At 59.3% G+C, this 24379-nt stretch carries 17 protein-coding genes and 6 pseudogenes; 15 read left to right on the top strand and 8 right to left on the bottom strand.

Annotated elements, in window-relative coordinates:
• Nucleotides 1–709: 709 nt before the first annotated feature.
• From A3M7_RS0119550 to A3M7_RS0119510, 9 genes and pseudogenes are all read left to right on the top strand, one after another.
• Nucleotides 710–1867: a Xaa-Pro peptidase family protein gene (locus A3M7_RS0119550; protein ID WP_027545417.1), complete on the top strand. Its 1158-nt coding sequence runs from the start codon at nucleotides 710–712 to the stop codon at nucleotides 1865–1867.
• 18 nt (nucleotides 1868–1885) lie between these two features.
• Nucleotides 1886–3049: a M20 aminoacylase family protein gene (locus A3M7_RS0119545; RefSeq protein ID WP_049823568.1), complete on the top strand. Its 1164-nt coding sequence runs from the start codon at nucleotides 1886–1888 to the stop codon at nucleotides 3047–3049.
• Nucleotides 3050–4189: 1140 nt separating this feature from the next.
• Nucleotides 4190–5050 (top strand): acyl-CoA thioesterase II, encoded by an 861-nt coding sequence (locus A3M7_RS0119540; RefSeq protein ID WP_027545415.1) that lies wholly within the window; start codon nucleotides 4190–4192, stop codon nucleotides 5048–5050.
• A gap of 908 nt (nucleotides 5051–5958) precedes the next feature.
• On the top strand, nucleotides 5959–7146 hold the full coding sequence (pimC, locus tag A3M7_RS0119535; protein ID WP_027545414.1) for a pimeloyl-CoA dehydrogenase large subunit: 1188 nt from the start codon (nucleotides 5959–5961) through the stop codon (nucleotides 7144–7146).
• A gap of 77 nt (nucleotides 7147–7223) precedes the next feature.
• Nucleotides 7224–8360, top strand: coding sequence for a pimeloyl-CoA dehydrogenase small subunit (pimD, locus tag A3M7_RS0119530; protein WP_027545413.1), 1137 nt, complete (start codon nucleotides 7224–7226; stop codon nucleotides 8358–8360).
• Between the two features lie 364 nt (nucleotides 8361–8724).
• The gene (locus A3M7_RS50600; protein ID WP_027545412.1) at nucleotides 8725–8979 is read left to right on the top strand and encodes a hypothetical protein; all 255 of its coding nucleotides are present in this window, start codon (nucleotides 8725–8727) and stop codon (nucleotides 8977–8979) included.
• A 155-nt stretch (nucleotides 8980–9134) separates the two neighbouring features.
• Complete coding sequence (locus A3M7_RS50595) at nucleotides 9135–9437, top strand: hypothetical protein (protein WP_027545411.1); 303 nt, start codon at nucleotides 9135–9137, stop codon at nucleotides 9435–9437.
• A pseudogene (locus A3M7_RS50590) lies at nucleotides 9438–9980 on the top strand (IS630 family transposase); the annotation flags it as partial. It lies immediately after the preceding gene.
• Between the two features lie 185 nt (nucleotides 9981–10165).
• Complete coding sequence (locus A3M7_RS0119510) at nucleotides 10166–10627, top strand: tyrosine-type recombinase/integrase (protein WP_245284287.1); 462 nt, start codon at nucleotides 10166–10168, stop codon at nucleotides 10625–10627.
• 435 nt (nucleotides 10628–11062) lie between these two features.
• On the opposite strand, the gene A3M7_RS0119505 is transcribed toward A3M7_RS0119510, so the two are convergent.
• Both A3M7_RS0119505 and A3M7_RS44630 read right to left on the bottom strand, forming a co-directional pair.
• Nucleotides 11063–12259: an IS91 family transposase gene (locus tag A3M7_RS0119505; RefSeq protein WP_027545409.1), complete on the bottom strand. Its 1197-nt coding sequence runs from the start codon at nucleotides 12257–12259 to the stop codon at nucleotides 11063–11065.
• A gap of 11 nt (nucleotides 12260–12270) precedes the next feature.
• Nucleotides 12271–13151: pseudogene (locus tag A3M7_RS44630) on the bottom strand (tyrosine-type recombinase/integrase).
• Between the two features lie 326 nt (nucleotides 13152–13477).
• Here A3M7_RS44630 and A3M7_RS44625 point away from each other — a divergent pair.
• From A3M7_RS44625 to A3M7_RS0119465, 5 genes and pseudogenes are all read left to right on the top strand, one after another.
• Nucleotides 13478–13810: a hypothetical protein gene (locus A3M7_RS44625; RefSeq protein WP_049823566.1), complete on the top strand. Its 333-nt coding sequence runs from the start codon at nucleotides 13478–13480 to the stop codon at nucleotides 13808–13810.
• Nucleotides 13811–13817: 7 nt separating this feature from the next.
• A complete protein-coding gene (locus A3M7_RS0119480; RefSeq protein ID WP_049823565.1) occupies nucleotides 13818–14051 on the top strand; it encodes a hypothetical protein in 234 nt (77 codons plus the stop codon).
• A 139-nt stretch (nucleotides 14052–14190) separates the two neighbouring features.
• A complete protein-coding gene (locus A3M7_RS0119475) occupies nucleotides 14191–15042 on the top strand; it encodes a transposase (RefSeq protein WP_245284286.1) in 852 nt (283 codons plus the stop codon).
• Between the two features lie 21 nt (nucleotides 15043–15063).
• Nucleotides 15064–15351 (top strand): annotated as a pseudogene (locus tag A3M7_RS50580) (transposase); the annotation flags it as partial.
• Nucleotides 15352–16114: 763 nt separating this feature from the next.
• A pseudogene (locus A3M7_RS0119465) lies at nucleotides 16115–16922 on the top strand (IS66 family transposase); the annotation flags it as partial.
• 498 nt (nucleotides 16923–17420) lie between these two features.
• On the opposite strand, the gene A3M7_RS0119460 reads toward A3M7_RS0119465, so the two are convergent.
• Together A3M7_RS0119460 and A3M7_RS0119455 are read right to left on the bottom strand one after the other, a co-directional pair.
• Entirely contained in the window at nucleotides 17421–18779 is a 1359-nt protein-coding gene (locus A3M7_RS0119460; RefSeq protein ID WP_027545403.1) for an LLM class flavin-dependent oxidoreductase, read from the bottom strand.
• 864 nt (nucleotides 18780–19643) lie between these two features.
• Nucleotides 19644–21200 carry an ISL3 family transposase gene (locus A3M7_RS0119455; RefSeq protein ID WP_027545402.1) on the bottom strand — a complete coding sequence of 519 codons (1557 nt, stop codon included), beginning with the start codon at nucleotides 21198–21200 and terminating at the stop codon, nucleotides 19644–19646.
• Nucleotides 21201–21363: 163 nt separating this feature from the next.
• Here A3M7_RS0119455 and A3M7_RS0119450 point away from each other — a divergent pair, with 163 nt between their 5' ends.
• Entirely contained in the window at nucleotides 21364–22389 is a 1026-nt protein-coding gene (locus tag A3M7_RS0119450; protein ID WP_027545401.1) for an IS110 family transposase, read from the top strand.
• 241 nt (nucleotides 22390–22630) lie between these two features.
• On the opposite strand, the gene A3M7_RS44620 is transcribed toward A3M7_RS0119450, so the two are convergent.
• From A3M7_RS44620 to A3M7_RS0119435, 4 genes and pseudogenes are all read right to left on the bottom strand, one after another.
• Nucleotides 22631–22933 (bottom strand): hypothetical protein, encoded by a 303-nt coding sequence (locus A3M7_RS44620; RefSeq protein ID WP_049823564.1) that lies wholly within the window; start codon nucleotides 22931–22933, stop codon nucleotides 22631–22633.
• A 257-nt stretch (nucleotides 22934–23190) separates the two neighbouring features.
• Nucleotides 23191–23481, bottom strand: a pseudogene (locus A3M7_RS0119440) (IS630 family transposase); the annotation flags it as partial.
• 159 nt (nucleotides 23482–23640) lie between these two features.
• A pseudogene (locus A3M7_RS50575) lies at nucleotides 23641–23926 on the bottom strand (ISNCY family transposase); the annotation flags it as partial.
• Nucleotides 23927–24186: 260 nt separating this feature from the next.
• Nucleotides 24187–24379: helix-turn-helix domain-containing protein (locus tag A3M7_RS0119435; protein WP_027545400.1), on the bottom strand; the 193-nt coding region annotated here is incomplete at its 5' end.

Raw genomic sequence — 24379 nt, 5'->3', positions numbered from 1 at the left:
CTGATCTGGTCGGGGAGACCTCCCTAGAGACACATCACTGGCCTATTGAGCTTTCAGGAGCGCGAAGCGCGCAGCTCGCCCAACCGGCCACGGTAGAACAAATCAGCCACTACTTGACCGAGAAAGTCCGTCAACACTTGGAGTACGAGTCGCCCATCAGCGCTGCGCTGTTCCGGTTGCCCCGCGCACGCTCCGGCGCTACTCGCGGCTCTTTGCTGCAGCGCCATCCCGGCGATGTATGGAGCCGCTCCCCCAATATCCCGCAGCCAATCTTGTGCGACTGGCCGCGCCGCACGTTCTTTCTGGGAGCGCACGTGGCGGTTCGCGTCGAAGTTCCGACATTCGGTACAGGGCCCGTCAGGTTCGAGACACTGGCCGCTCTGAGGAGTCGTGGAGTTACCAGAGCGTAATCAGTCGCCCAATGCGCGCTGATGCTACTGGCACAGTCGTTGCTATTGAGATGTAGCAACACAGGGTGAGGCCGAGTGTGCGCAAGCGCGGAAGACTAGCATGCTCTTCTTTGAACCCGTGCCTGTTTCTGACAGAGAGAGATGCTCGCGCATAAAGTCGTGCAACTTTTGGCAGTAGCTTTGGAGAGCAACATGGCGCTGTGCATCGGGTCCCTGACTTGGTCGATTGAGGTGGACAGCCGGCTGGGTGGAGAGCGTAAGTCTAATCTTGCCGGGCGCAATGGAGGTGAGTTGAGGCCATGACAACATTCTCCGCGAATACTTTGACCATTGTCCCATTCGCGCCCTCGGAGTACGAACGCCGGCAGCAGAAAGTGCTCGAGGCGGTGGCGCGCGCCAAACTCGACGCTCTCTTGGTCACCGCGCACGGTCACCTCAGATACCTCACCGGATATCACGGATTTGGAGGGTACTTCGCGCCGTTCCCGTTGATCCTCGCGCCGGGGCGGCCGCCGACATACGTTGTCCGAGAGTACGACGTGGAGGCGGTTCGCGCGGAGGGGTGCGTCGAAGAGATCGTCCCGTATACCCACCAGAACGAGTTTGCGAAGGTCTGCGTCGATGTTCTTCGGCGCTATGGACTGCAGGGTCAGAGGATAGGCCTCGAACTCGGGTGCTGGAATCTCGCGCCGGCCGATGTGAGTGCGCTTCGAGCGCAACTGCCCGATTTGAAAATTGCCGATGCGACTCGTCTGGTCGCGTCGGTAGCAGCCGTGAAAAGCGAGCTTGAGCTCAAAGTGATGCGCGAAGCGATGAACATGACAGATCTAGCCGTGCGCACGTTTCAGAACTCACTGCACGAAGGCGTCACCGAGACAGACATGTACACGACCATTGTGGGAGAAGTGAGCAAAGTTGGCGGTGAAATTTGGCGGTCTTCTACTTTGGTATTCGGCGAGCGGACGAAGGTGCCGCACGGTAGTCCGATGCGCCATCCGATCCGAAGCAATGAGCCTGCGATGGTGGAAATCGGCGGCCTGAAGCACGGGTACGCCGCAGGGCTGGTCCGGGGCGCGGTGCTTGGTCGGCATCCTGAGACCGAATCTCTGCACGCCCTGTCAGTGGAAGCCCTGGAGGCCGCAATTGCCGCGATCAAACCGGGCGTAGCCGCCGGTGCGGTGGACGCCGCCGCGCGCCAGGTGATCGAACGGGCTGGCCGCTCGCGGAGCTTTCGCCACCGGACCGGATACCAAACTGGCATCCATTGGACGGAACGCGGTAACCTGAGCCTGGAGCCAGGAGCGGAAGACATTATCGAGGCCGGTATGACCTTCCACATGCCATTCATTCTGTTCGGGGAAAGCGGCTACTTAAATGGGTGCAGCGAACACGTCGTGGTGACGGAGCACGGCGCAGAAATACTCAGCAATACACCACACACACTGTATCGTGCATGATTTCTAAGGGTGGCAGCCTTGCACAGCGTTGAAGCTTTTCGGCATTTGCAGCTCGAGGCAGCCGAGTGGCGCCGCTACCTGCACGAAAATCCCGAGCTCGACTATCGGCTACACAACACCGCGAGCTTCGTGGCAGACAAGTTATCTTCGTTTGGTATCAGCTATATCGAAACGGGTATAGCGATAACCGGTATCGTCGCACTAATTCATGGCAAAGGCGGAGAAGGGCGTACGATTGGGTTGAGGGCCGACATGGATGCCTTACCAATCATAGAAGCGTCAAATAGACCGTGGTCATCAAAAATTCCTGGCAAAATGCACGCATGCGGCCATGACGGTCACACGGCAATGCTGCTGGGCGCAGCAAAATACCTAGCGAACAGCCGCAACTTCAAAGGCGCCGTTGCCTTGATCTTTCAGCCCGCGGAAGAAGATGGACTGGGCAGCCAAAGGATGGTCCAGGAAGGGATCATGGACCGTTTCGGTATCTCCAAAGTTTTTGGGATGCACAACGCGCCGGGCATGGAGGTCGGCAAGTTTGGCATTTGCGATGGGCCAATACTGGCGGCGCTTGATGAGTTCGACCTGGTCGTAAAGGGCAGGGGTGGACATGCCGCGAAGCCGCAGGAGACGATCGATCCGGTAGTGATTGCAGCACAAATCGTTCTCGGCCTACAAACATTGGTCTCGCGCAACACGAACCCGATCGAGGCGCTCGTGATCTCTATCACCAAGTTCAACGCGGCTCAGGCCTACAACATCATTCCCGATCACGTGGAAATGGCCGGCTGCGTTAGGACTCTCGCACCCGAACTGCGGGATTTCGTCGAAACACAGATTCTGGCTTGCGCTCGAGGTATTGCGCGCGGATTTGGCGCGGATGTCGAGTTCAAATACTGTCGATCCGGCCCGGTCACTTTCAACCACACGGAAGAAACCAATATGGCGATCAACGCGGCACGTAACACCGTGGGGCCCGCCTGCGTGGACGACAAGATCAAGCCGCGAATGGGGTCGGAGGATTTCGCTTATATGCTTGAGGCGCGGCCGGGAGCCTTTATTTTTATTGGTAATGGATCGACCGCCAGTTTGCATCACCCGGCATATGATTTCAACGACGAAGCCCTGCCTTATGGAATCGGCTATTGGGTGAACCTGGTCGAGACGGCGCTGGCAGCGTGAAGCCCAGTCCGGCGGAGCCGCCACATGCTTGATCCTCCCAAATTGCGCAGGGGAGCAAGAACGAACGCATAGTTACAAAATCACGCCGTAAAATTCTGAGAAGGTGCGGCTTCGGCTACGACTATTACTAGTTGACGCCGTCGCGCATCATCCTACTGGGCGAGGCATGTTGGTCGTAGAGAATGGATGAGGGGCGCGATCTAGGATACTGTGCTGCTTCTGGCGGTAGTAGCATTGGGCCTCTACTTTGCGTCTCGATTTTGAGGGGGCGTGGTGCCGCGCCTCGGAGTCGCCACTGATCGAACCCGAGCGACACTGTGTTGCTGCACGGCTATTCGGGGCGCCAGTGGCGCATGTGCTCGCCGAAACCTGCCGGCATGTCGCCGTCGGATCTGGGGCGACAAGGCGAGGTCCGATGATCAGTCGGATAATGCGGCGCCGCCGATAAGGTCCGCAAAGTCCGGTGAAGATGCCAAGTATCGCTTCGGTTACATGCGTTGCAGCAAGATGGTCATAGGCATCCAGTGCAGAACTATGCCACCCTAAGGCTTTGCCCATGGTAATCTCTTCAAGCCTTCATCGACGTCTCCGCTCAGTCGCGCGTGGCGAGCCGTTTCTTGGCGTGAATGGGAGCCCCGTAACCTCTCGGCAAGCTCCGCGCGCGCCTCTGCGGAACCCAAGCGGCTCAACTTTGCCAAGGCGGGCGCGAATTGGCGTGTCTCGTGCCCAGTTGTTTCCGGTCGAAGACGTCCATCTTTCTGAGCCAGACACTAAAGTCGAGGCACTCCGGCAGCACGATATGAAACTTATGGCTTCCATCTGTTCGGGCACGGCTCGCACAGCTTCTTTGCGGCACGCCGATTGCTTGGTGGGTGGTGACTTCCGTTGTGGCAATGGCGGCCTCCCAGTCCCGGCCCTGGAGTTCAAATGAAATTTCTCGCCAATCAATGCTATCGACGCAAACTATTGATTGCGGACCGCCAACTCAGAGTTGGTGGATTCGCTAAGAGCGAAAGATATGGAAGACAAGAGTCCAAAGCCGCCGACACCGTTACACCGGGGCGGCCTCGAAAGAGGCGCTCCTCGGATTCACGTTCGTGGCTGTGTCTGGACTAAGCCCAAAGAAACCGAACAAAGTAAATGCCAAAAGCTGTCATCGATCTGCTCGCCATTCTCGACCTTGAAACGGTCGAAGTGAACCTCTTTCGCGGTAACAATCCGAACCCCAGCTCGCAAAGGGTGTTCGGTGGCCAAGTGATTGGGCAGGCCATAGCCGCGACATGCCGCACGGTGGAAGGTCGGCTGCCGCATTCGCTGCACTGCTATTTCATCCAACCCGGTGACCCGCAGGCGCCGATCATCTACGAAGTCGAACGCCTGCGCGACGGCAAGAGCTACTCGACCCGACGCGCCACCGCGACCCAGCATGGGAGGGCGATCTTCTCGATCATGGTCTCATTCCACGCCGAAGAGGAGGGCGCCTTCAATCACCAGGACAAGATGCCCGAAGTCCAGCCACCTGAAAAATTCACGGCAGAGGAATTGTCCAGGCAGCCGATATTTTCCGAGATGCCGGAAATCATCCGCCGCTATTATGAACCCGACCGTCCGGTTGAATTGCGCCCGGTGGAGATTGGCCGCTATTTCGGTGAGAGGATCCACGACGGCCGCATTCATATCTGGATGAAGTCCGCAACGAAGCTGCCCGATGATCCGGCGCTGCATATATGCGCGTTGGCCTATGCCTCGGACTTGTCACTGCTCGATGCGGTGATGGCGCGCTATGGCCGCACGCTGTTCGACGGGCGCATACTGTCGGGAAGCCTTGACCATGCGATGTGGTTTCACCGGCCCTTCCGCGCCGACGAGTGGCTGCTCTACGCCAAGGAGTCGCCAAGCGCTCAAGCTGGACGCGGCCTCACGCGTGGCCTGATCTTCAAGCCCGACGGCACGCTGGTCGCTTCCGTCGCCCAGGAAGGCTCGGTACGCGAGCGACGCTAGGCCTTAGCGCGCCCTAAATGTCACCGCTTCGACAATCGCGCTCGTGGTTGTCAGGGCACCACGCTACGCCTGCAGGCAATGCACAATTGCCCTTCTGAGCACGATAGTCAGGGGTGCAGCGGATCGAGCCCGTCAGGTGAGCGGAGTCCGCGAATGCACATCGGATTCAGATTCGAAAAGTGGTGGAGGTTGGTCGAGATCTCTTCGCATGAGCTTGTCTCGCAGCTAACAAAAGCTCCGTTGCGCCTTTATCTACGCCAATATCTGCACCTACAGTGTTTCGCGGAACCAACCGCTGATCCTTGTCGGGTTTCGGACAGCGGCGAAACCCCTGTCGGTTCAAAGCAACGGCCGCCGTTTCTGGCACCCGAACTGTTTTCGAAGTGAATCAAGAGCTTCATGCCCTTGGGTGCGAGTGGCACGGCCGTTGCTACTGAGAAGCGGCAAACACCGAGTGAGGGTCTGAATGCATTCAGACGTGCAGGACCAGCGACACTCTCGTCCTGCAGGGCTTCCCGTTTCAAGAGAGAACAGAACGCGAGGGAGCGGCCGCGCACGCTTTGATCCGTTGATGGAGAGCAGCAACATGCTTTCAGCCAGAGAAATCGCGCTTTATCGCGAAAATGCTACCAAGAAATCGAGCGCCTCCCAGGACACGGGAATGGGATCGGCCGAGAATGGCGCAAGATACTATCGTATCGCGGCGGCCTGGAAGAATGTTGGAAGATTCTACACGCGTCTTTTGCCCTTCTCTAGCGCCCGGCGATACACGCTTCCCAGTTTGCCTACATTGAGGCAGCTCCAATAGGCGGTCCACAGCGCTTGTTGGCTGATCTCGCCACCGCTTTCGCACGCCCCAAAATAACGAGTCGATGCTTCGGTATTGAAATTGCTCACAGGAGAATCCGGTGGATCTTGCATTCACGAAGGAAGAGCAGGCGTTTCGCGAAGAAGTGCGGCAATTCCTGCGCGACAACGTATCGCCGGAGATGTGGCGCAAGATAGTCGAGGGCCGCCAGGTCTCGAAAGAGGAGATGGTCGCCTGGTGGCGCGTCCTTAACAAGAAGGGCTGGGCCGTCAGCCACTGGCCAAAAGAATATGGCGGCACGGATTGGACCTCTGTGCAGCATTACCTCTTTAAGGAGGAGCTGCAGATGTATCCAGCGCCCGTGCCGCTCGCCTTTGGCGTTTCGATGGTCGGCCCGGTCATTTACACCTTCGGCAACGAGGCGCAGCGGAACTATTACCTGCCGCGCATCGCAAATGTCGACGACTGGTGGTGCCAGGGATTCTCGGAGCCGGGCGCGGGTTCGGACCTCGCGTCGCTGAAAACCAAGGCCGAGCTCAAGGGCGATAAGTGGATCATCAACGGTCAAAAGACCTGGACTACGCTCGCGCAATATGCCGACATGATGTTCTGCCTCTGCCGCACCAATCCGGCCGCAAAGAAGCAGGCTGGCATCTCCTTCATCCTGGTCGACATGAAGAGCAAGGGCCTAGTGGTGCGACCGATCCAGACCATCGACGGCGGCTATGAGATCAACGAGGTGTTCTTTGACGACGTCGAGGTGCCTGTCGAAAATCTGGTCGGCGAGGAAAATAAGGGCTGGGACTACGCCAAATTCCTGCTCGGCAATGAGCGCACTGGCATCGCGCGGGTCGGCGTCTCCAAGGAGCGCATCCGCCGCATCAAGGAGCTGTCATTGAAGGCCGAATCCGGTGGCCGCCCATTGCTTGACGATCCCGCCTTCCGAGCGAAGCTCACCGCCTGTGAGATCGAGCTTAAGTCGCTGGAACTGACGCAGCTGCGCGTCGTTGCGGACGAAGCCAAGCACGGCAAGGGCAAGCCCAATCCCGCCTCCTCGATGCTCAAGATCAAGGGCTCGGAAATCCAGCAGACCACGAGTGAGCTGTTGATGGAAGTGATCGGGCCGTTTGCCGCGCGCTATGACGAACATTCCGACAGCAACAACGAAGCGATGGAGTGGACCGCACAGATCGCGCCGAGCTACTTCAATAACCGCAAGGTCTCCATTTACGGCGGTTCCAATGAGATCCTGCGCAACATCATCGCCAAGGCGGCGTTGGGGCTTTGACGCGTCTTCCTGCATAACGCAAATGGGCGACGTCAACAGGTCATATCCAGAATTGTGGTCAGAGGAAGCTAAAGAAAATGGATTTTGATCTGTCCGAGGAGCAGCGTCTCCTGAAGGAAAGCATCGAAAGACTGTTGATCGACGCCTATGATTTCGAGCAGCGCAAGAAATATATGAAGGAGAAGGGCGGCTGGAGCAAAGACATCTGGGGGCGGCTCGCCAGGCAGGGCCTGCTCGGCCTTCCGTTCGCGGAAGCCGATGGCGGCTTTGGCGCCGGCGCGGTCGAGACCATGATCGTGATGGAAGGCTTAGGCCGCGCGCTGGTGCTGGAACCCTATCTGGCGACCGTTGTTATCGGTGGCGGCTTCTTACGCCATGGAGGCTCCGCTGCGCAAAAGGCGGCGCACATTCCATCCATCGTCGAGGGCAGCAAGACATTTGCCTTCGCCCAGCTCGAAAAGAGCTCGCGCTATGATCTTCACGACGTCACTGCGTCGGCGGAGAGGAAGAGCGACGGTTGGGTGCTCAATGGCAGGAAATTCGTCGTCATCAATGGCGAAAACGCGGATAGGCTCGTCGTTACTGCGCGCACCAGGGGTGCGCCGCGCGCCAAAACCGGCATCGGCGTCTTCCTCGTGCCCGGCAGCGCCATCGGCATCTCGAAAAAGGCCTACCAAACGCAGGATGGCCTCCACGCTGCCGACATCACCTTCGCCGGCGTTGAGGTGGGCAGCGACGCCGCAATCGGTGATCCCGAGGACGCCCTGCAGCTGATCGAGCGGGTGGTGGACGAGGCACGCACTGCGCTCTGCGCAGAGGCGGTCGGAGCCATGGATGAATCGCTGAAGACCACAGTCGAGTATCTGAAGACGCGAGAGCAGTTCGGCGTGGCGATCGGCAGCTTCCAAAGCCTGCAGCACCGAGCCGCCGACATGTTCGTGGCGCTTGAGCAAGCACGCTCGATGTCGATGTTCGCTACCATGGCGGCCGATTTCGACGATCCCGCTGAACGGGCGAAGGCGGTCGCCGCGGCCAAAATGCAGATCGGCAGGTCGGGCAAATTCATCGGCCAGCAGGCGATCCAGCTCCATGGCGGCATCGGCATGACCATGGAGGCCAAGATCGGCCACTATTTCAAGCGGCTGACCGTGATCGAGAACACTTTTGGCGATGCTGAGCATCACCTGCGCCGCGTCAGCGGCGGGGTGGTCTGATCTGTGGTGGCAACGAGGTAAGGCTTCGCGATGATCGTCATGTCCCGGGCTTGTTCTGCGTTCGCTAAAGCTTCAGTGGGACGAGATTGCACAGCCCCAGCTCGGCGAATACAAAGACCAATCGCTCCGCATTCGCCACAAAGAGAACGCTTGCAGCAAATGGCTGGGACAAGCCCCGCCATATTCGGCGATGATTCCTCATATCGACCCTTGGAATCCTGCGCGCGAGGACCAAACTTCACTGAATTTCGCATGTTTTGGCAGCTTCGAAAGTTTGCGCAGGGCTTGTAAAAGGTCGTCCAAATTAGGAGATCGCGAATGAAAGGTCGATGTTCCCAAGGAAATCAAGACGCACGAATATCGCGTGGGCCTGACGCCCGGGACCGTCAGCGAATATGTTACCGCCGACCACAGCGCGCAGATTGAGACCAAGCTGGCGGCAATTGCCGCAACAGATGACAACTATCGCAAAGCCGGCCCAACGATTGCGAGCTCCGCTCGCGAGGTGGTCGCATCGAGCGAGATGATCGTTAACTGGAAAGAGCCGCAGCCTTCCGAAGGAGTCCAGATGCCGAGAGAACCAGATCATCTTTTGCACCGCGATTGCGTACGAAACTGACACTGAAGCGCATGGAGCGATCCCTCTGTTTGTGCCAAGGAGCGAAGCCGCGGGTAGGCATGCCATTGAAGCGGCCGGTGCGGCGCTGAAGCGGTACACAGGCGGGCGAGGGCTGTCGATCGGCGACGTGCCGGTGTCCAGCCGACGGTCATATCATGGTAATCGGAGTCGACGTTGTGGGTACACATGCGGCACGCATGGCGATCGGTCTGGGAACCGAGATGATAATGCTCGACCATTCAATCCCACGGCTCCGGGAGCTAGAGCTATTCGAAGGCCGCTCTCATGCTAGATTTCCGACAATGGAAGGCTTCGGGGAGGAGGTGCTCGCGGTGGACGTTGGGATCGGTGCAGTGCTTGTTTCCGGCGAGAGCGCGCCGAACCTTATTAGCCGCGGCATGTTGAACTCGATGATACCCGAAGTAAGAGAAGTCCACCTTTCGCGGAACGATCGCTAGGTGATTGAGGCATGTTGTCGCTCGTCGGTGTCGTTGCAGCGCGATTTGGAGCGGGCGCGGATAGTTCCGTTGGCGGCGGACGGGCGCAGCACCCGCTCGGTTGCCAAAGAAGTCGGCGTCCAGCCGCGGATTGTCAGCCTTGGCGGCGCCGCTAGGACCCCCCTCTGCTGGCCGAGGCGCTGGGCGATGTTGACGTCCAATATGTCTGGCGGTTCCTGCGCAGCCACAAGATTGACCTTGTGGCTCGCAAGTCCTGGTGCGAGAGCGACGACCTGAACTTTCCGGCCAAAGCCGCCGATATTGTTGGCCTTTACGTCGCCCCGCCCGCGAAGGCCATTGTACTCCATGGAAGGGAAGCCCTCGATCCAGGCCTTGGAGCGGGCGCAGGGTTATCTGAGGTTGCCCAATGGCCGCGCCTTGACCGACCAGAGCCGTGATTACAAGCGGCATGGCACCACAACACTATTTGCAGCGCTCGAAGTCGCCACTGAAAAGATCAGCGCGGCTCATTCAAAACGCCTACGCCGCGTCGAGTTTCTCGAAACGGGCCCACATCGAGGTGACGCATCACCTCACCATCGCCGAGGTGGAGGCCATCATCGCAGCCCCTGATCAGACGACGCCCCGCGGCCGGCGCGACCGGGCCTTTCTGCTTTTCTTGGCGAGAACCGGCGCTCGCGTGTCCGAAGCGACCGGCGTCAACGCGAACGACCAGAGGACCCCCGCAGGTGCTGCTTCACGGCAAGGGGCGCCGAGATCGCGTCGTTCCCATTCCTAAGGATCTGGTGCGATCGCTGACGGACCTATTGAGCGAACGCGGCCTCGCCAATCATGAACCGCGGCCGATCTTCGTCGGGGTCCACAACGAGCGCCTGACGCGTTTCGGCGCGACACACATCGTGCGGCGTGCCGCCTCCCAGGCCGCGTCCACGAGGTCAAGCTTGGAGGGCAAGCCGATATCGCCGCACATCTTCCGGCATTCCCTCGCCATGAAGCTTCTCCGGTCAGGCGTGAACCTCCTGACGATCCAGGCTTGGCTTGGCCATGCTCAGGTCGCCATAACTCACCGGTACGCCGCGGCGGATGTCGAGATGATGCGCCGAGGACTCGAGAAGGCGGGCGTGTCAGGCGACCGCAGCGCGCGCTTCCGGCCGAACGACACCATCCTGCAGCTGCTGGCTAGCATCTGATTACTATGTGGCGGAGGAATCCAGCCGTGGCCGGCCCTGGCTGGCGTTAAGGCGCCTCCGCCACATAATCTCGCCCGACACATAATGAAGAGCGTTTTTAGCTCAGCGGCGCGGCCACGGCGGTGCGGTTGAACGCAAGCGTGCGACCCGCGCTGGTGGGCTAAAAACGTGTTGGACTAAACCGCCGGGCACGGCAGCGCCACAGCTATGGGGATTGTAACGCGGCGTCAAATTGCAAGGGACCGCAAACGCGGTCGCGAATGGTCAGGACAGGAGACTTGAGCGGATGCGATGACGCATCGGAGGTACTGATCACGAGCAAAGAGCAACAGAATTGCCTTGGAAATGCGATGTGAAGCCCCACGGGGCGGAATTGTCCCGTTCGCGAGCTCGCACAGGGTTGGCCGAGACATGATGGTGAGTAGCCGTTGACGGTCATGAAGTGTCCATGATTGGCGCACGATTGGCGGCGCATTCGAAAGTTTCGATGACCACCATGGTGCCACCGCGACACAGCGGGCATGTCTTCAAGAAAACGCCCGTGAGTACCTCATATCGATCTCTGTAATCCATGCTGACTTTGCGGGTGGCCGTTGGCGGCGACATTTGCATGAGTTGCCGGCACAGAGCGAGCTTCTCTGCGCGGTAGCGATTGGCCAAGAAGCCGAAATACCGAATGCGCTGGAACCCATTGGGAAGTACGTGAAGCAGGAACCGACGGATGAATTCGTCAGCGCCAAGCGTCATCGTCTTTTGACGGTGGCCATTGCGATAATCTTTCCAGCGAAACTGAACCTTGCCGTCATCGATATCGAGGAGGCGATTGTTGGAGATGGCGATGCGGTGCGTGTATCGTGCGAAGTACTTGAGGACTTGTTCAGGTCCGGCGAAGGGGCGCTTCGCGTAAACTACCGAATCCTTCTTCTGGATAGGCGCGATGTGACGCAAGAAGGCGTCGCGCGTCCGAAGGGATTCCAGCGAGGAAAAGAACTGCAAGTCTCCGGCGTCGAAGGCCTTCCGGAGATAATCGAGAAACAGTCGACGAAACAGACGCGCCAACACGAGAACGGGCAAAAGGAACTTGCGCCGGCAGGAAATCCATCGCGTGCCATCCGGAGAAATGCCCCCACCCGGAACCACGCAATGCAGATGCGGATGGTGAAAAAGAGCCTGACCCCAAGTATGAAGCACCGCGAAGAATCCGATTTGCGCGCCCAAATGCTTGGGGGCAGCCGCGATGGTGCGCAACGTCTCGCTGGCGGCCCGGAACAGAATGCCGTAGACGATCTCCTTGTTTTGAAGGGCAATAGCTGCAATGGACGGCGGTATGGTGAAGACCACATGAAAATACTGGGTGTCGAGAAGTTCTGATCGACGGTCGTCCAACCACTGGGCACGAGCCAGTGATTGGCATTTTGGGCAGTGGCGATCACGACAACTATTGTAGCAGATGCGCTTGTGATCACAGTGATCGCAGCGCTCGACATGACCACCAAGTGCGGCAGTTCGACACAATTCGATCGCGCTCATAACGCGACGCTGTGCAATGCATAGCGAGGCGCCATGGCTCTCACGATAGGCTGCACCGTAGCGGCGGAATATGTCCGCCACTTCCGGCCCCGAGCGGGCCATCGGTCTGAAACTCAGAAGTGTTTTGGCGGCACCGGCTGTGGTTCGGCTGGAACTGGATGCGGCAAGAGGTCCAGAGGGGTGGACGTCGCGCAGACCTTGTTGGTCGCGATGCGCAAGTACTTGGCCGTGGTGGCGAGGCTGCGATGACCGAGGAGGAGCTGAATAGTCCGCAAGTCGGTACCTGATTCGAGGAGATGTACAGCGAATGCGTGCCGAGCTAATGTGTGGTGACGGGTTTAGAGAGACCGGACAACCGATGCGCCTTTTGGCAGGCTGCTTCTACGGCGTCCTTCGTGATTGGCCGATCATCGTGAATGCCAGGGAACAACCACTCCTCCGGGCGAACGGCGATCCAGTAGCTGCGCAGGATCTCCAGCAGCATGGGCGACGGCATCACGTACTGATCTTTGCGACCTTTACCCTGCTCGACGCGAACAACCATACGGGCACTATCGATGGCGGCGGCCTTCAGCCGGACGGCCCTCCGAAATGCGCAAGCCTGCCGCGTAGCACGTGGTCAGGATCACCCGATGTTTGTTGCAATCCACGCAGCTGAGGAAATGCACAACTTCTTCAGGGCTCAGGACGACGGGTAGCTTCTGCGGCTTTTTTTAAGCGGGATGTCTTCTCCAAAGGTCCAGTCCTTCTTGAGCGTAATCCTGTAAAGGAACCGAAGCGCCGCGACAGCTGTATGGATTGAATTGGGGGCCAGCCTCTTCTCGCTCGTGAGGTAGATTTGATAGGTCCGGATGTGCTCGGGGGTCAGCGCATCCGGCGACATACGGAAGTAACGTGCAAACAGCGATACCTGTTGGAGATACGATGCCTGTGTATGTGGCGACAGATTCCGCACCTGCATGTCCTCAGTCATCCGTTGTCGAAGAACCGTCATGGGAAGCTCCTTTGCGATATGAAAGCGCTGCAAGCAGCGCCTCCAGCGTCTCGCAATCGAACTTCGTCGGGAATGCAGGAAGATCAGATGGTGGCACCGAAGCTTGCCACGAGTCGCCTACCGCGAAGCGGTGATGCGCCGGAGAGGGGCGGACTGCCTTGTATTAGCGAGGAAGCGGGGTCATGCCCGTGAGGTCATCGCCATTAGATCGGGTCAACCAGCAATGGGAGGAAGGCGGGTTGTGCGACGGATAGGGAATATGGCCATATTCCCTATCATCGCTGATCATCGGCTCTCTGATTCGCCCGTTAAGGATGGACGACGCTATGCTCGACAATCCGGAGAAGACCACCCGGCTGCTCGCCGCACTCAAGGCAGCTGCGCCATTTGACGTTGAACTGGCACCATCGTTGATCGAATATCTGCAAGCCCAGAATGTTGCCGATGCTGATCGGATGCACCACGTCGTCTGGGATTTGTCATACGCCGGTGACGAGGGCGGCATCATCTGCCATTTGTCTCGCTCGGAAGAAACAGGCAGAGCGCTTGTCGTCTCCCTCACACATATGCGCGTGCCGCGCTCGATGCCACTTGCAGCGGCCGTTCTGGATTATCAGAAGCACCGAGTGAAGAAGCTCAAGAAGCGGGGCCGGAGGTAGCATAGAAATGGCGCACGCGATTATCCGAGGAAAGAATGGTCGCCAATATGAAGTGGAGTTTGACGACGCGCCGATACGCGTCGAAGTTCATGCCAGTGGGGAGACCGTCGAGATTTTTGTGGACGCAGATTTTGAAACGCATCCGGAAGAACGGCGACGTTTTGCTATAATCAACATCCCCCGCCACCTGTTCAGTGAGGCCACGGGTCGGACGGCGCGACGCACAGCGAAGGATCGTTAATGCCGCTGCCGCGCACTCTGTGCCGCTTCCTTCTTCAGGCCGCCGCCATCGCCGCCTACCGCGGAGCGGTTTAGATCCTATGGGCTGCGCGGCGAGGCAATGGCACCATCGTCGCGGCAACAAAGCGATGGAGCGCCCCATGGCAAAGCAGAACGACCTGAGCAGATGCCTTGTCACCCTTGAGCAAGACGCGACAGTGATCGCCGTGATCGAGATGGGCCAGTCGAGTTGGCTGGTGGCCGGTATTGTGCCGGGACTTGAACGCAATCCGTTGAAGAAGCTCAGCCCGGACTCCGATGCGCTCCTGCAGCTTCTGCATCGCTGGCGGAAGGAAGCGGTGCAGGCTGGACGCGCCATCAAACGGATCGTCGTCGCCTATGAGGCCGGCCGCGATGGCTTCTGGTTAGCACGATGGCTGCGAGCGCGACAGACCGAGGCCCACGTGATCCACCCATCGAGCGTGCCGGTGTCGCGTGAGCACCGGCGGGCGAAGACAGATCGGCTCGACACTGAGCTGCTCAAACGCGCCTTTCTCGGCTGGCTGCGCGGCGAACCGAAGCATTGCAGCATGGCGGCGATCCCCACCTCGCAGACGAGGATACAGAAACGGCCGGGCCGCGAGCGCCAGAGCCTGGTCGGGGAGCGCACACGCATCATCAATCGCGTGAAGGCTAATTTCGCCCGCCTTGGCATTCGCGGCTTCCGGCCCAACCTGGCCCAGGCATCGAGCCGGCTGGAGGCGTTACGCACGCCGGAGGGCGCGGCCGTTCCGGCGAACACACTGGCCGAACTGCGGCGCGACATGGACCGCCTTCGCTTCGTCAAGCAACAGATCAAGGAAATCGAGACAACCCGTGCCAAATGCTTGGCGGGAGCGCCCAACGAGCAACGCCATGCATGGTGCGGCTGCTCGCGCGCGTCGTCGGCGTCGGCATTGAGACCGCGGACATGCTCGTGCAGGAGGTGTTCTCGCGCAACATCCGGATCGTAAAGCCGTCGCGCGCTATGCCGGCTCACCGGCGCGCCCGACGAGAGTGGTAAAAAACGACGCGAGCGAGGACTTGCCAAAGCGGGCAATGCCCGCGTGCGCCGCGGAATGATCGAGCTCGCCTGGGGTCATCTGGTACATCAGAAGGCCAGCGCGCTGACTGCGTGGTATCGGAAGCGAACTTCCGATGCCCGCGGCGGCACGCGCAAGACGATGATCGTGGCGCTCGCGCGCAAGCTCCTCATTGCGCTGTGGCGGCTCGTGACAACCGGCGAGACGGCGGTCGGTCTGCTGCTGCGCCCGGCCGCATAAGGACAACTGAGTTGCTGCAGCCTAGCGCCGTATCGATGCCGAGTTGCAGCTGATGAACCGAGGTGGCGGCAACCCGACGTTGGACTATGGTCCTTGTACCGCGGTTTAGAATGGGCCCGCCCTCTCGGAGCTTCGCCGCCGATGCGCATGACTGCATCATGGTTGCGACCCTCTCGGGTCGGTCGAATACAAGTTCGTGGCGCGCGATCTGCGCGCACGATCGCGAGCTCCCCTCGGTATCGTCTCAGTTGCCCAACCCGATCGCGCAAGTCTGCCGCTGTGCTCGCGGCCGTCAAGGGCAAGTCGCTCCGCGATGGCCTTCGGCCGCCCTTGACCGCCGCTCCGCGCAGCAGCCTAAGCAAAAAGCAGGTCGGGACGAGAAGACGTCGCTGGCCGGCCGAACAAGGAGATAGCCCATAACGAAAAGCCTTGACACCAATCGCCCCATACAAGTCCAAGAAGGGGTGATGTTGCACGCAACATAACCGTTCTCGGGTGCCGTCTATGTGTTCCGCCTGGGATGGGACAGGTTTGTGCCTGTTCGCCGCGAGGAAGGCGTCTTCCGCTGGCCGAAGATCGAGGGTGGCGTGATGCGTTTGTCGGCGGCAGATTGTCGGCGCTGCTCGAAGGGCTCGATTGGCGGGTCCACGCGGCACGGGAAACGGTCGTTCCGACGCAAGCCGGATAATTGTGGGCCGCGCTGCGGCGAAGTGAATCAGGGGCATCAAGAACGTCGCCAGTTGGGCGCGAGTATGCTCTGATTTTGCCTGTGAGTGATAGCCTTCCTGATGATCCCGAAAACGCTGAAGGCGATGCTGCTGGCCGAGCGGCACGAGAGCGAGCGGCTGCGTCAGATCATCAAGGAATTGCAGCGTCATCGCTTTGGCCGGAAGGCGGAGTCGCTTCCCGAGGAACAGATGCTGCTAGGCCTCGAGGACGTCGAGCAAGTCGCAGCTTCTGCCGAGGCCGGTCAGGACGAGACAGCCCCGGAAGGCCGGACCGAACGGGCGCGCAAGCGCCGCAACAATCGCGGAGCACTGCCGGCGCATCTGCCGCGGATCGAGGTCGTGGTCGACATCGACGACAGGACCTGTCCGTGCTGCAAGGGCGACCTGCACCAGATCGGCGAGGACAGGAGCGAGCGACTGGACATGGTGCCGGCCCAGTTCCGCGTTGTGGTTACCCGCCGTCCCAAATACGCCTGCCGCGCCTGCGAAGATTGCGTCCTGCAGGCCGAGGCTCCGGCCCGGTTGATCGAGGGCGGACTGCCGACGGAGGCAACCGTCGCCCAGGTTCTGGTGTCCAAATATGCCGATCATCTGCCGCTCTACCGGCAGGCCCAGATCTATGCTCGCCAAGGCATCGCTCTCGATCGATCAACGCTGGCGGACTGGGTTGGGCATGCCGCCTTCCATCTGCGCCCGCTGCATGAGCACCTTCTCTCGGTGCTTCGAGCGAGGTCCAAGCTGTTCGCCGACGAGACGACAGCGCTCGATCCCGGCCGAGGGCGCACCAAGACCGGCCAGCTCTGGGCCTATGCCGCCGACGACAGGCCCTATCTCGGAAACGACCGCGCCCGGGACCAGCGTCTCCTCGACAATCCTCGCCTTGTCGTCCTTGGAGAACCAACGACGTCGTCCTGTCTCCGTGATCACTTCCAACCGGCGCGTCGGCACGTCCGACTTAAGCGTATGGTCAAGCATAGACACAAGCCGATTCCTTCAAAGAGATCGTGAAACTCGCCTATCCTATGTGCCACGAGAAGATGGGAGCGGAACGACGCTTACTGCTTACTTTGATTGTGCTGGCTCCTTCGATGCTCCCGAGCGACCGCAAAGGCGGTCGGCCGGTTGCCCGGTCGTATGGATTTGGCCCGTCTGGCTTGCGGACACAAGGAGTTAGCGTTCCGGGGGCTTTTTCGTCTGCTGGATCGGCAGGCGAGCCGGGGGGCGCCGGACCGCCAGCTTTTCAGGTGGGTCGAGCACCGGCAGAGCCGGGCGATGGCCGCAGAGCCCGAAAGCTTGCAATCGCAAAACCAATCGCCTTTTCCAAAACGCTGCCCCGCTCCTTCAGAGACGACTACTTACACCTGCAGGCGTGAACTGATTGAGTGGCCGCTTGAGACCAAGGTTCTCTCTTAGTGTTTTTCCAGAATAAGCGGATCTGAACTTGCCTCGTCGGCACAATTCGGGAACGACGAGCTCAACAAAATCCTTGAGTCCGCCGGGAACGATCGCCGGCAATACGATGAATCCGTCAGCCGCACGTTGATCAAACATATCAACCATTGTGCTGGCAATTTCGTCCGGCGTACCAACAACCATGAGCTGACCCTTGCTGTCTGACACGAACCGAATCAATTGTCTCCAGGTGAATTTCTGTCGTACGGCCAGATCGAGGAGCAGCCTCTGACTGCTCTGAGTCAAATTCGTCTGCGGTAAGACCTCGGGGACTAATGAGTCGAGGTCCATTGAGCGAAGGTCGCTGACAAACCCGAGCAAGCGATCGGCCACCCCAATTTGCACGTCGAGGTGCGTATACGAATGTAGTCGATGAAGCTTGTCGGACGCTTCTTGCTTGGTCTTCCCGACGATCGGGACAATGCCCGGCATAACTAGCACCTGATCGTCCTCCCGCCCAAGTGCGCGCGCTGTCTCTTTAAGAGTTTCATAATATCTTTTCGCGTGCTCTAAAGAAGGTGCGGCAGCGAATACAACCTCGCCGACTTCCGCACCGAACCTAATTCCGGCGTCGGATGCGCCAGCCTGAGCTAGAACCGGATATCCTTGGGGCGGCCTTGCGACGTTCAGTGGGCCCTTGACTGATAAGTAGTTCCCCCGGTGGTTAAGCAAATGCAGCTTGGTAGTGTCAGCGAAAATGCCACTTTGCTTGTCGCGAAGGAAGGCATCGTCTTCCCACGAGTCCCAAAGACCCTTGACCACCTGCACGAATTCTCTTGCCCGAGAATAGCGCGTGTCATGATCCGGAAGTTCCAGATCGCCGAAATTTGGCGCCTCGAACTTAGTTCCAGAGGTGACAATGTTCCAGGCAGCCCGTCCCCGCGATAGGTGGTCAAGTGAGGCCAACATGCGTGCAAGATGATAAGGCTGATGGTACGTCGTCGTCGCTGTCGCGACGAGGCCGATGTCTTGCGTTCGCGATGAAAGTGCCGACAAGAGCGTTATTGGCTCGATGCCATCATTTCGGCTTGCACGTGCTATGTGTGCGCAATCTCGTTCTAATACGCTTGGGCTATCTGCGACAAATATGAAATGAAACGCCGCGCCTTCGGCAAGTGCTGCCAGATGGGCATAATGGTCAATGTTAGATCCACCATTTGCTGGCACGCCCGGATCGCGCCATGCAGCATCGTTAAATCCCGTAGGAACGAGCATCATCCCGAGTTTCATTTTATCACTGCTCCGCATGCCGTTCTCCCTTTGAATCGAATACTCTCACGCCTCGTATTCAGCTCTGGCCGAATTAGTTAAACAACATAGCGCAACACGCCAATTTCCGGACAGATGACGCGCTTCTGCTATGTAGATCAACTACTAGCGTTGGTGGGTGACCAGATGTCCTTCAAAATTGCTGCGTAAAATCGCACAAGTGAAGCGCCGCACTTGAAACGTCAATTCCAAATGACAGCTTAATCGGTACGCGGTTTTGAAGGACCTGCGATCGCCAAAACTTCGGCGCAAGAAGCGCGCTCGACATCTCGTTGTCGTGTCCGGTTGAAAGGCGTCGATGTCCAGAATTCGAGACGTTGGGATATCCCGGTAGCGCGGTATAAAGGACATGATTTGCCATTTGTTCACAGGAAGCTTGACAGAACGTTGTTACGGCATGCGTAGTTCTGGTGGTTGGCGAAGGAGCCCATGACGCGGCGGCATCGCACGGGCGGCGCAGGAATTTTAGTTGATCGCCTTTCCTTCGATGGAAGTAGGGCACGTCTGTAGCGGCGGAACAGATGGACGAAATACTTGGCAAAACAGCCCATACCATTCCCGAACAGCTCGAAGGGTCTACGCCGGAAATTCGATGGCCGAAGAAACTGATAGAGCATGAATGTCGAAAAGGCTGATCGATCTGGCGACCATTCTTCTCGAATCAATTGACTTGTCCCTGTTTCGCAGCAATAGCCCGGACAGCAGCTCGCAACAGGTGTTGGGCGGCCGATCGGTCGAGGGACCGAATGTCCGAATGGAAAGCTCGCCTGGATTTTCGGTCAGCGCTTGAAATGTCATTCGGCCTGCAATATTGGCTCTGACGCAATTTTGGTGCAGCTCCGATTATTCTGCGCCGATCAATCTGGCTTGAAGCAGATCGATTTTCCCGCGACCGTACATTTGACGTCTGACGAGCTTGAGGCGCGTGATCTGACCTTCAGTCTGTCCGTTGGACCAGGGCAAAGTGATTGCTGCTCGAACCGCCGCTTCATCTTTCGCGACGCCGCTGGCGAACGAGGCGACGAGACTGGCGCGGGCGCGCTCGATCCATGGGGCGAGGGCCGCCTCGGTCTTGCGCCGGATCATCAGGTGGAATTCGGCGATGATCTCGCGTGCCTCGATCAGGGTTGGTACACCAGCTTCGATCGCCGCGACCGTGACGGTCTCCGCTTTCGTGAGCAGGTCCCGCCCGATTGTCATGAGGCGCGCGATTGTTCTGGCCGACGGAATCGGCTGGAGGTTTTTTGCGTCGGCCTTTTCGGCCCGTCGTCTGCGGGTCGCCCACTCGCTGACGACGCGGAGCGAGCCGCGGAAGCCACGCGCCGTTAAGCGGCGCCAAAGCTTAGCCCCGTTGCGACAGCCGGACGCCCACTGATCATCGAGCCATGGCAAATGCGGATCCAACGAACTTTGTCGGGTCCGGAAGACATCGGTGCGTTCGCCGCGGATCACCTGCCGTACCAGCTTCCTGCTATGGCCAGTCTGGCGCACGATCTGCTTGATGGGTATGCCGCTCTTCGACAGAGCCAGGATGGCTCCATTGGTCTCCTCGCGGCGCAGATAGCCCTCATACTGGAGGCGCTCGGCGGCTGTTAGCAGCGTGCGATCGATCTTGGTTGCACCGATGACGGTGCGTATCTGGCGCATCGATTTGCGGACGGCGTCAAGGAAGGCCCGACTGGCGTTCTCCATCAAATGCCAGCGGTCGACGACCTGCACCGCGTGCGGCAGGGCCTTTGCTGCCGCTTCGCCATATCCGCCGCCACGATCGCGGGCGACGACCGAGATCGTTGGATGAGCAGCCAGCCAGGCTTGTGCGGTCGCGGGCTCCCGATCCGGCAGCAAGGTGACCACCCGGCGCCTTTCCAGGTTGCAGATGATGCTGGCGTATCGGTGATTGCGCCGCCAGGCCCAGTCATCGATGCCGATGACCTTGAGAGAATCGGCCGGCGAACGGCTGCGACGTCGGACCACGCGCAGAAGCGTGTCCTTGCTCACTGGCAGCATCAGCCGCTTTGCGAAGCCCGCCGCCGGTCGACCGCCAAGCGCCAGACCGAGGTGATGGACGATAGAGTCCAGCCTCGCCGTGCGTCGCGCCGATGGAGCCAATATCCCGTCGGCGAAACGCTCAGTGAAGATCTGGCGTCCGCACAGGACGGCCTCGCAGCGGAAGCGGCGGGCGATCACCAGGAGCTCTACGACCCGCCCGGACAGCGGCAGATCGGTCACGCGTCGCCGATACCGGCTATGGATCCGCCGCGAAACTGTCCCGCAGGATGGACACAAGCCGACCCTTCCGGATGCCCGGACCGTGATGACGGCCTTATCACCCTCGTAGCGCGCACTCTCTACAACAAACCCACGCGGCACCAGACTGGAGCGGTGGAGTGCTTGCTGCATGGCGCTGATTCTCCCCCAATCAAAGCGCCAGACATCTCCGAACTGCATCAAAAGTGAGTCAGTGCCAATTTTGCAAACGATGACGTAATTGCCGTCAGCGCTCGAGGCACGAAAGCTCCGTTATCGTCGAGCTCTCGCAATCAAGCGATTCGGAGGAGCTGTCATGAGGCAATACGTCGGCCTGGATGTCTCGCAAAGAGAGACTGCGGTTTGCGTAGTCAACGAGGCTGGTCAAGCGACTTTTGAAGGAAAGGCCAAGTCTCATCCCGGAGAATTGTCAAAGTTACTTCGTAAACATGCGCCACTGGCGGAGCGTATCGGCTTTGAGACGGGCGCAATGGCGAGCTGGCTTTGGCATGAGCTTCGTAGGGTCGAACTCCCCGTCGTTTGCATCGATGCAAGGCATGCACACGCAGCACTGTCGGTCCGCATGAACAAGAGCGATCAGAACGATGCTCGAGGCCTTGCCGAATTGGTGCGGGTTGGGTGGTATCGAGAAGTCAAAATCAAGAGCGAGGAGAGCCAGAAGGTTCGAGCGATCCTCGTTGCGCGATTCCGCCTCGTGTCCATGCGCCGAGACATCGAGAACCAGGTCCGCAGTCTGATCAAGGAATGCGGGTTGCTATTCCCCCGCGCCATCGGCCAACAATTCCGCAACTTAGTCCGTGAGCTGTTGAGCGAAGGCCATCAGCTTCTCACCGTGATCGGGCCGCTCCTATCGATTCATAAGCATATCTGCCAGCAGCAGAGCAAATTCGACGACGAGGTCCGCCGATTGGCGAAGTCTGACGAGACGACGCGTCGCCTGATGACGGTCCCCGGTGTCGGCGTGGTGACTGCCTTGACGTTCCGCCATACGATCGATGACCCGTCTCGCTTCCGATCGGCCTCCGCAGTCGGCGCCTATCTCGGCCTCACACCTCGGCGCAACCAGTCTGGTGAAACAGACACTAGTGGTAAGATATCCAGATGGGGCGACAGGCTTCTCCGAACTTACTTGTTCGAGGCAGCGACCGTCCTTCTCTATCGGACCAAAAAATGGTCTTCCCTCAAGGCTTGGGGAATGAAGCTCGCGAAGCGGATCGGCTTGAAAAAGGCAAAGGTCGCCATTGCCCGCAAGATCGCAGTGATCCTCCACTGCATTTGGGTCGATGGCACGTCGTTCGACTGGGGCCACGCGCCGGCCTGACCTTATTTTGGCTCCTGGCCCGGTCCGCCGGGCCGGCGATGTCCCGCTGGGACGGTGGTCGTGGTGACCTCGGTCAATCGGCTGGTGGCGGCTCGTCCGCACGCCGTTGCAAACGATGAGGCACCCGATCCGGACATCATCATGAGGCGCTTGCGACCTCGGAAAGGACCATGACCCCAGCGACGGGCAGCGGATCGTTGAGATTTAGGTGAGGGCTATTCGACCAATACTACCGAGCTGGCTATCGATCTACCAGCCGCGCTCGCCCCGTCTCCGCAACCCCGACCCGCTCCAACGGGCCGAGCGCTACCTCATTGCCGAATGGCTTCAAAAAGAAAGTTGACATCAATCCGCAATTAAAGGGCCGATTGACAACCAGCCAATGCAGATCAGTTCTGAAGGTACCGAAGCTGCGTATCGGCTCAGGCGTGCGATCTGCATTCACGGCGGCCATGTGCATCGTGGTCCCGATGATCGCGGCCGCACTTGGATGAACCACCGACATCGTGTCGCGGCCCTTGTTCTTCGATTTGTGTCGACCCATTGCCGATCCTCCCTTGAGAACGGAAGGGCTGGGCCGCGCTGATGATCAATTTCCTAAACGGGATCGCCTGACGGAGTCACCACTCTCACGTGCGCAACAGCCCATCGACGATGCTTTTGCGGGGTTACTTGCCACCAAAAAGCCGTCGGCCGCTCCCTTCGTCACGAGGATAGACCTCCGCCGTTTCTACGCCCACAGGCGGACGCTGTCCGAGATGTTTTTTTGAAGCTGAGCTTCTCGGCATGCACGAAGTCCTACACCGAGTGGTAGTCGACCTTCAGGCCGCGACGGGCAAGCTCGGCAAGGAGACCACGTATGGTGAAATCGCCGTCCTTGATCCGCTGCGACAGCCAGACTGCGTGGACTCCCGAAACCGCCTTCGGCTTGTGACCGCCCATCTGGCCAGGCTCAACGCTGCCAGTCTCCTCGACCCGCTGCATCCAGCCGATAGCCGTGCTAATCGCCACCCCGAACTGCTCGGCGGCCCGATTGCGGGCGATCGCGGCCACGACGCGCTTGCGAAGATCCAGAGAATAAGGCTTGCCCATCCATGCTGGCCTCCAACCCAACCAGCATGATGGGTCAGAAGCGCGCTGATTTGGGAATCCCAAATCGATTCAACCTAAGCCCATCCCGCTTTAGGCAGCCAGAACGCCTCGCCCCCGGGGCGAGATCAAATCGGAAAGGTGGGCGACATCGTCTCAGACCATCGACTCGATCAGGAGCGGCAGCAGCACTTTCAGTCTCCTGCCGCAAATCCGGTTCGAGGCCTTCCAAAGAACTACCAACGCATTTCGTTTAGCTTCCTCGTAAATCCGGCGAGGGGTGCGCCGAAGCGAGGATTGTCCAATATCGCTTCCGAGCAGGCGCATCGCATGCCTTCGATGGAAGCCCGTCACAACCACAAACTCGTCGAAAATTCGCACCCTCTCCGCGCGGCTCGCCTCTCTAGCGCTGCCCCACGGCGGCCGTCAGTTCTCTTCGAGTCGGCATGCTCAGTTTGCCTCATTGTCGCCCGCGCAGTCCCATCCCACTGGGGAGCAATTTACGTGAGGCAGCGGCCCAGCATTCAGGAACATTTCAGCCGGCGCAATGCGCCGCGGTATTCCACGTTGTCGTAGTTGCCGCGGCTGCAGGTTGCCCTTGAACAGAGCGAACGCCCGGTCGTGGGCGTTGAATACCATCTCCTGCGTTTCCCGCGGATAGGCCCCTAGTGGCTCTGCACAGTGATTTTGACAGGTTGGGTGCGGCGGTCAGATTAGCTCCGGCAGGAGTTTCGGATCAATGAGGACCTCGATGCTGCGAGGCGTCCTTGGCTGCCGTCTGATGAGGCCGACACGTTCCAGCGTCAGCACCATCTGGTGAACCGACGGCGGGCTGACTCGGAAATATTCCTGCATGTCGGTCTCGGCCGGGGGCCTGCGATGCAGCCGGGTATAGAGGTGG

This window comes from Bradyrhizobium sp. WSM2254, assembly GCF_000472645.1.
Classification (GTDB): Bacteria; Pseudomonadota; Alphaproteobacteria; order Rhizobiales; family Xanthobacteraceae; genus Bradyrhizobium; species Bradyrhizobium niftali.
Note: the sequence above shows the minus strand (reverse complement) of the source record. Positions and strands in the feature narration are given on the sequence as shown.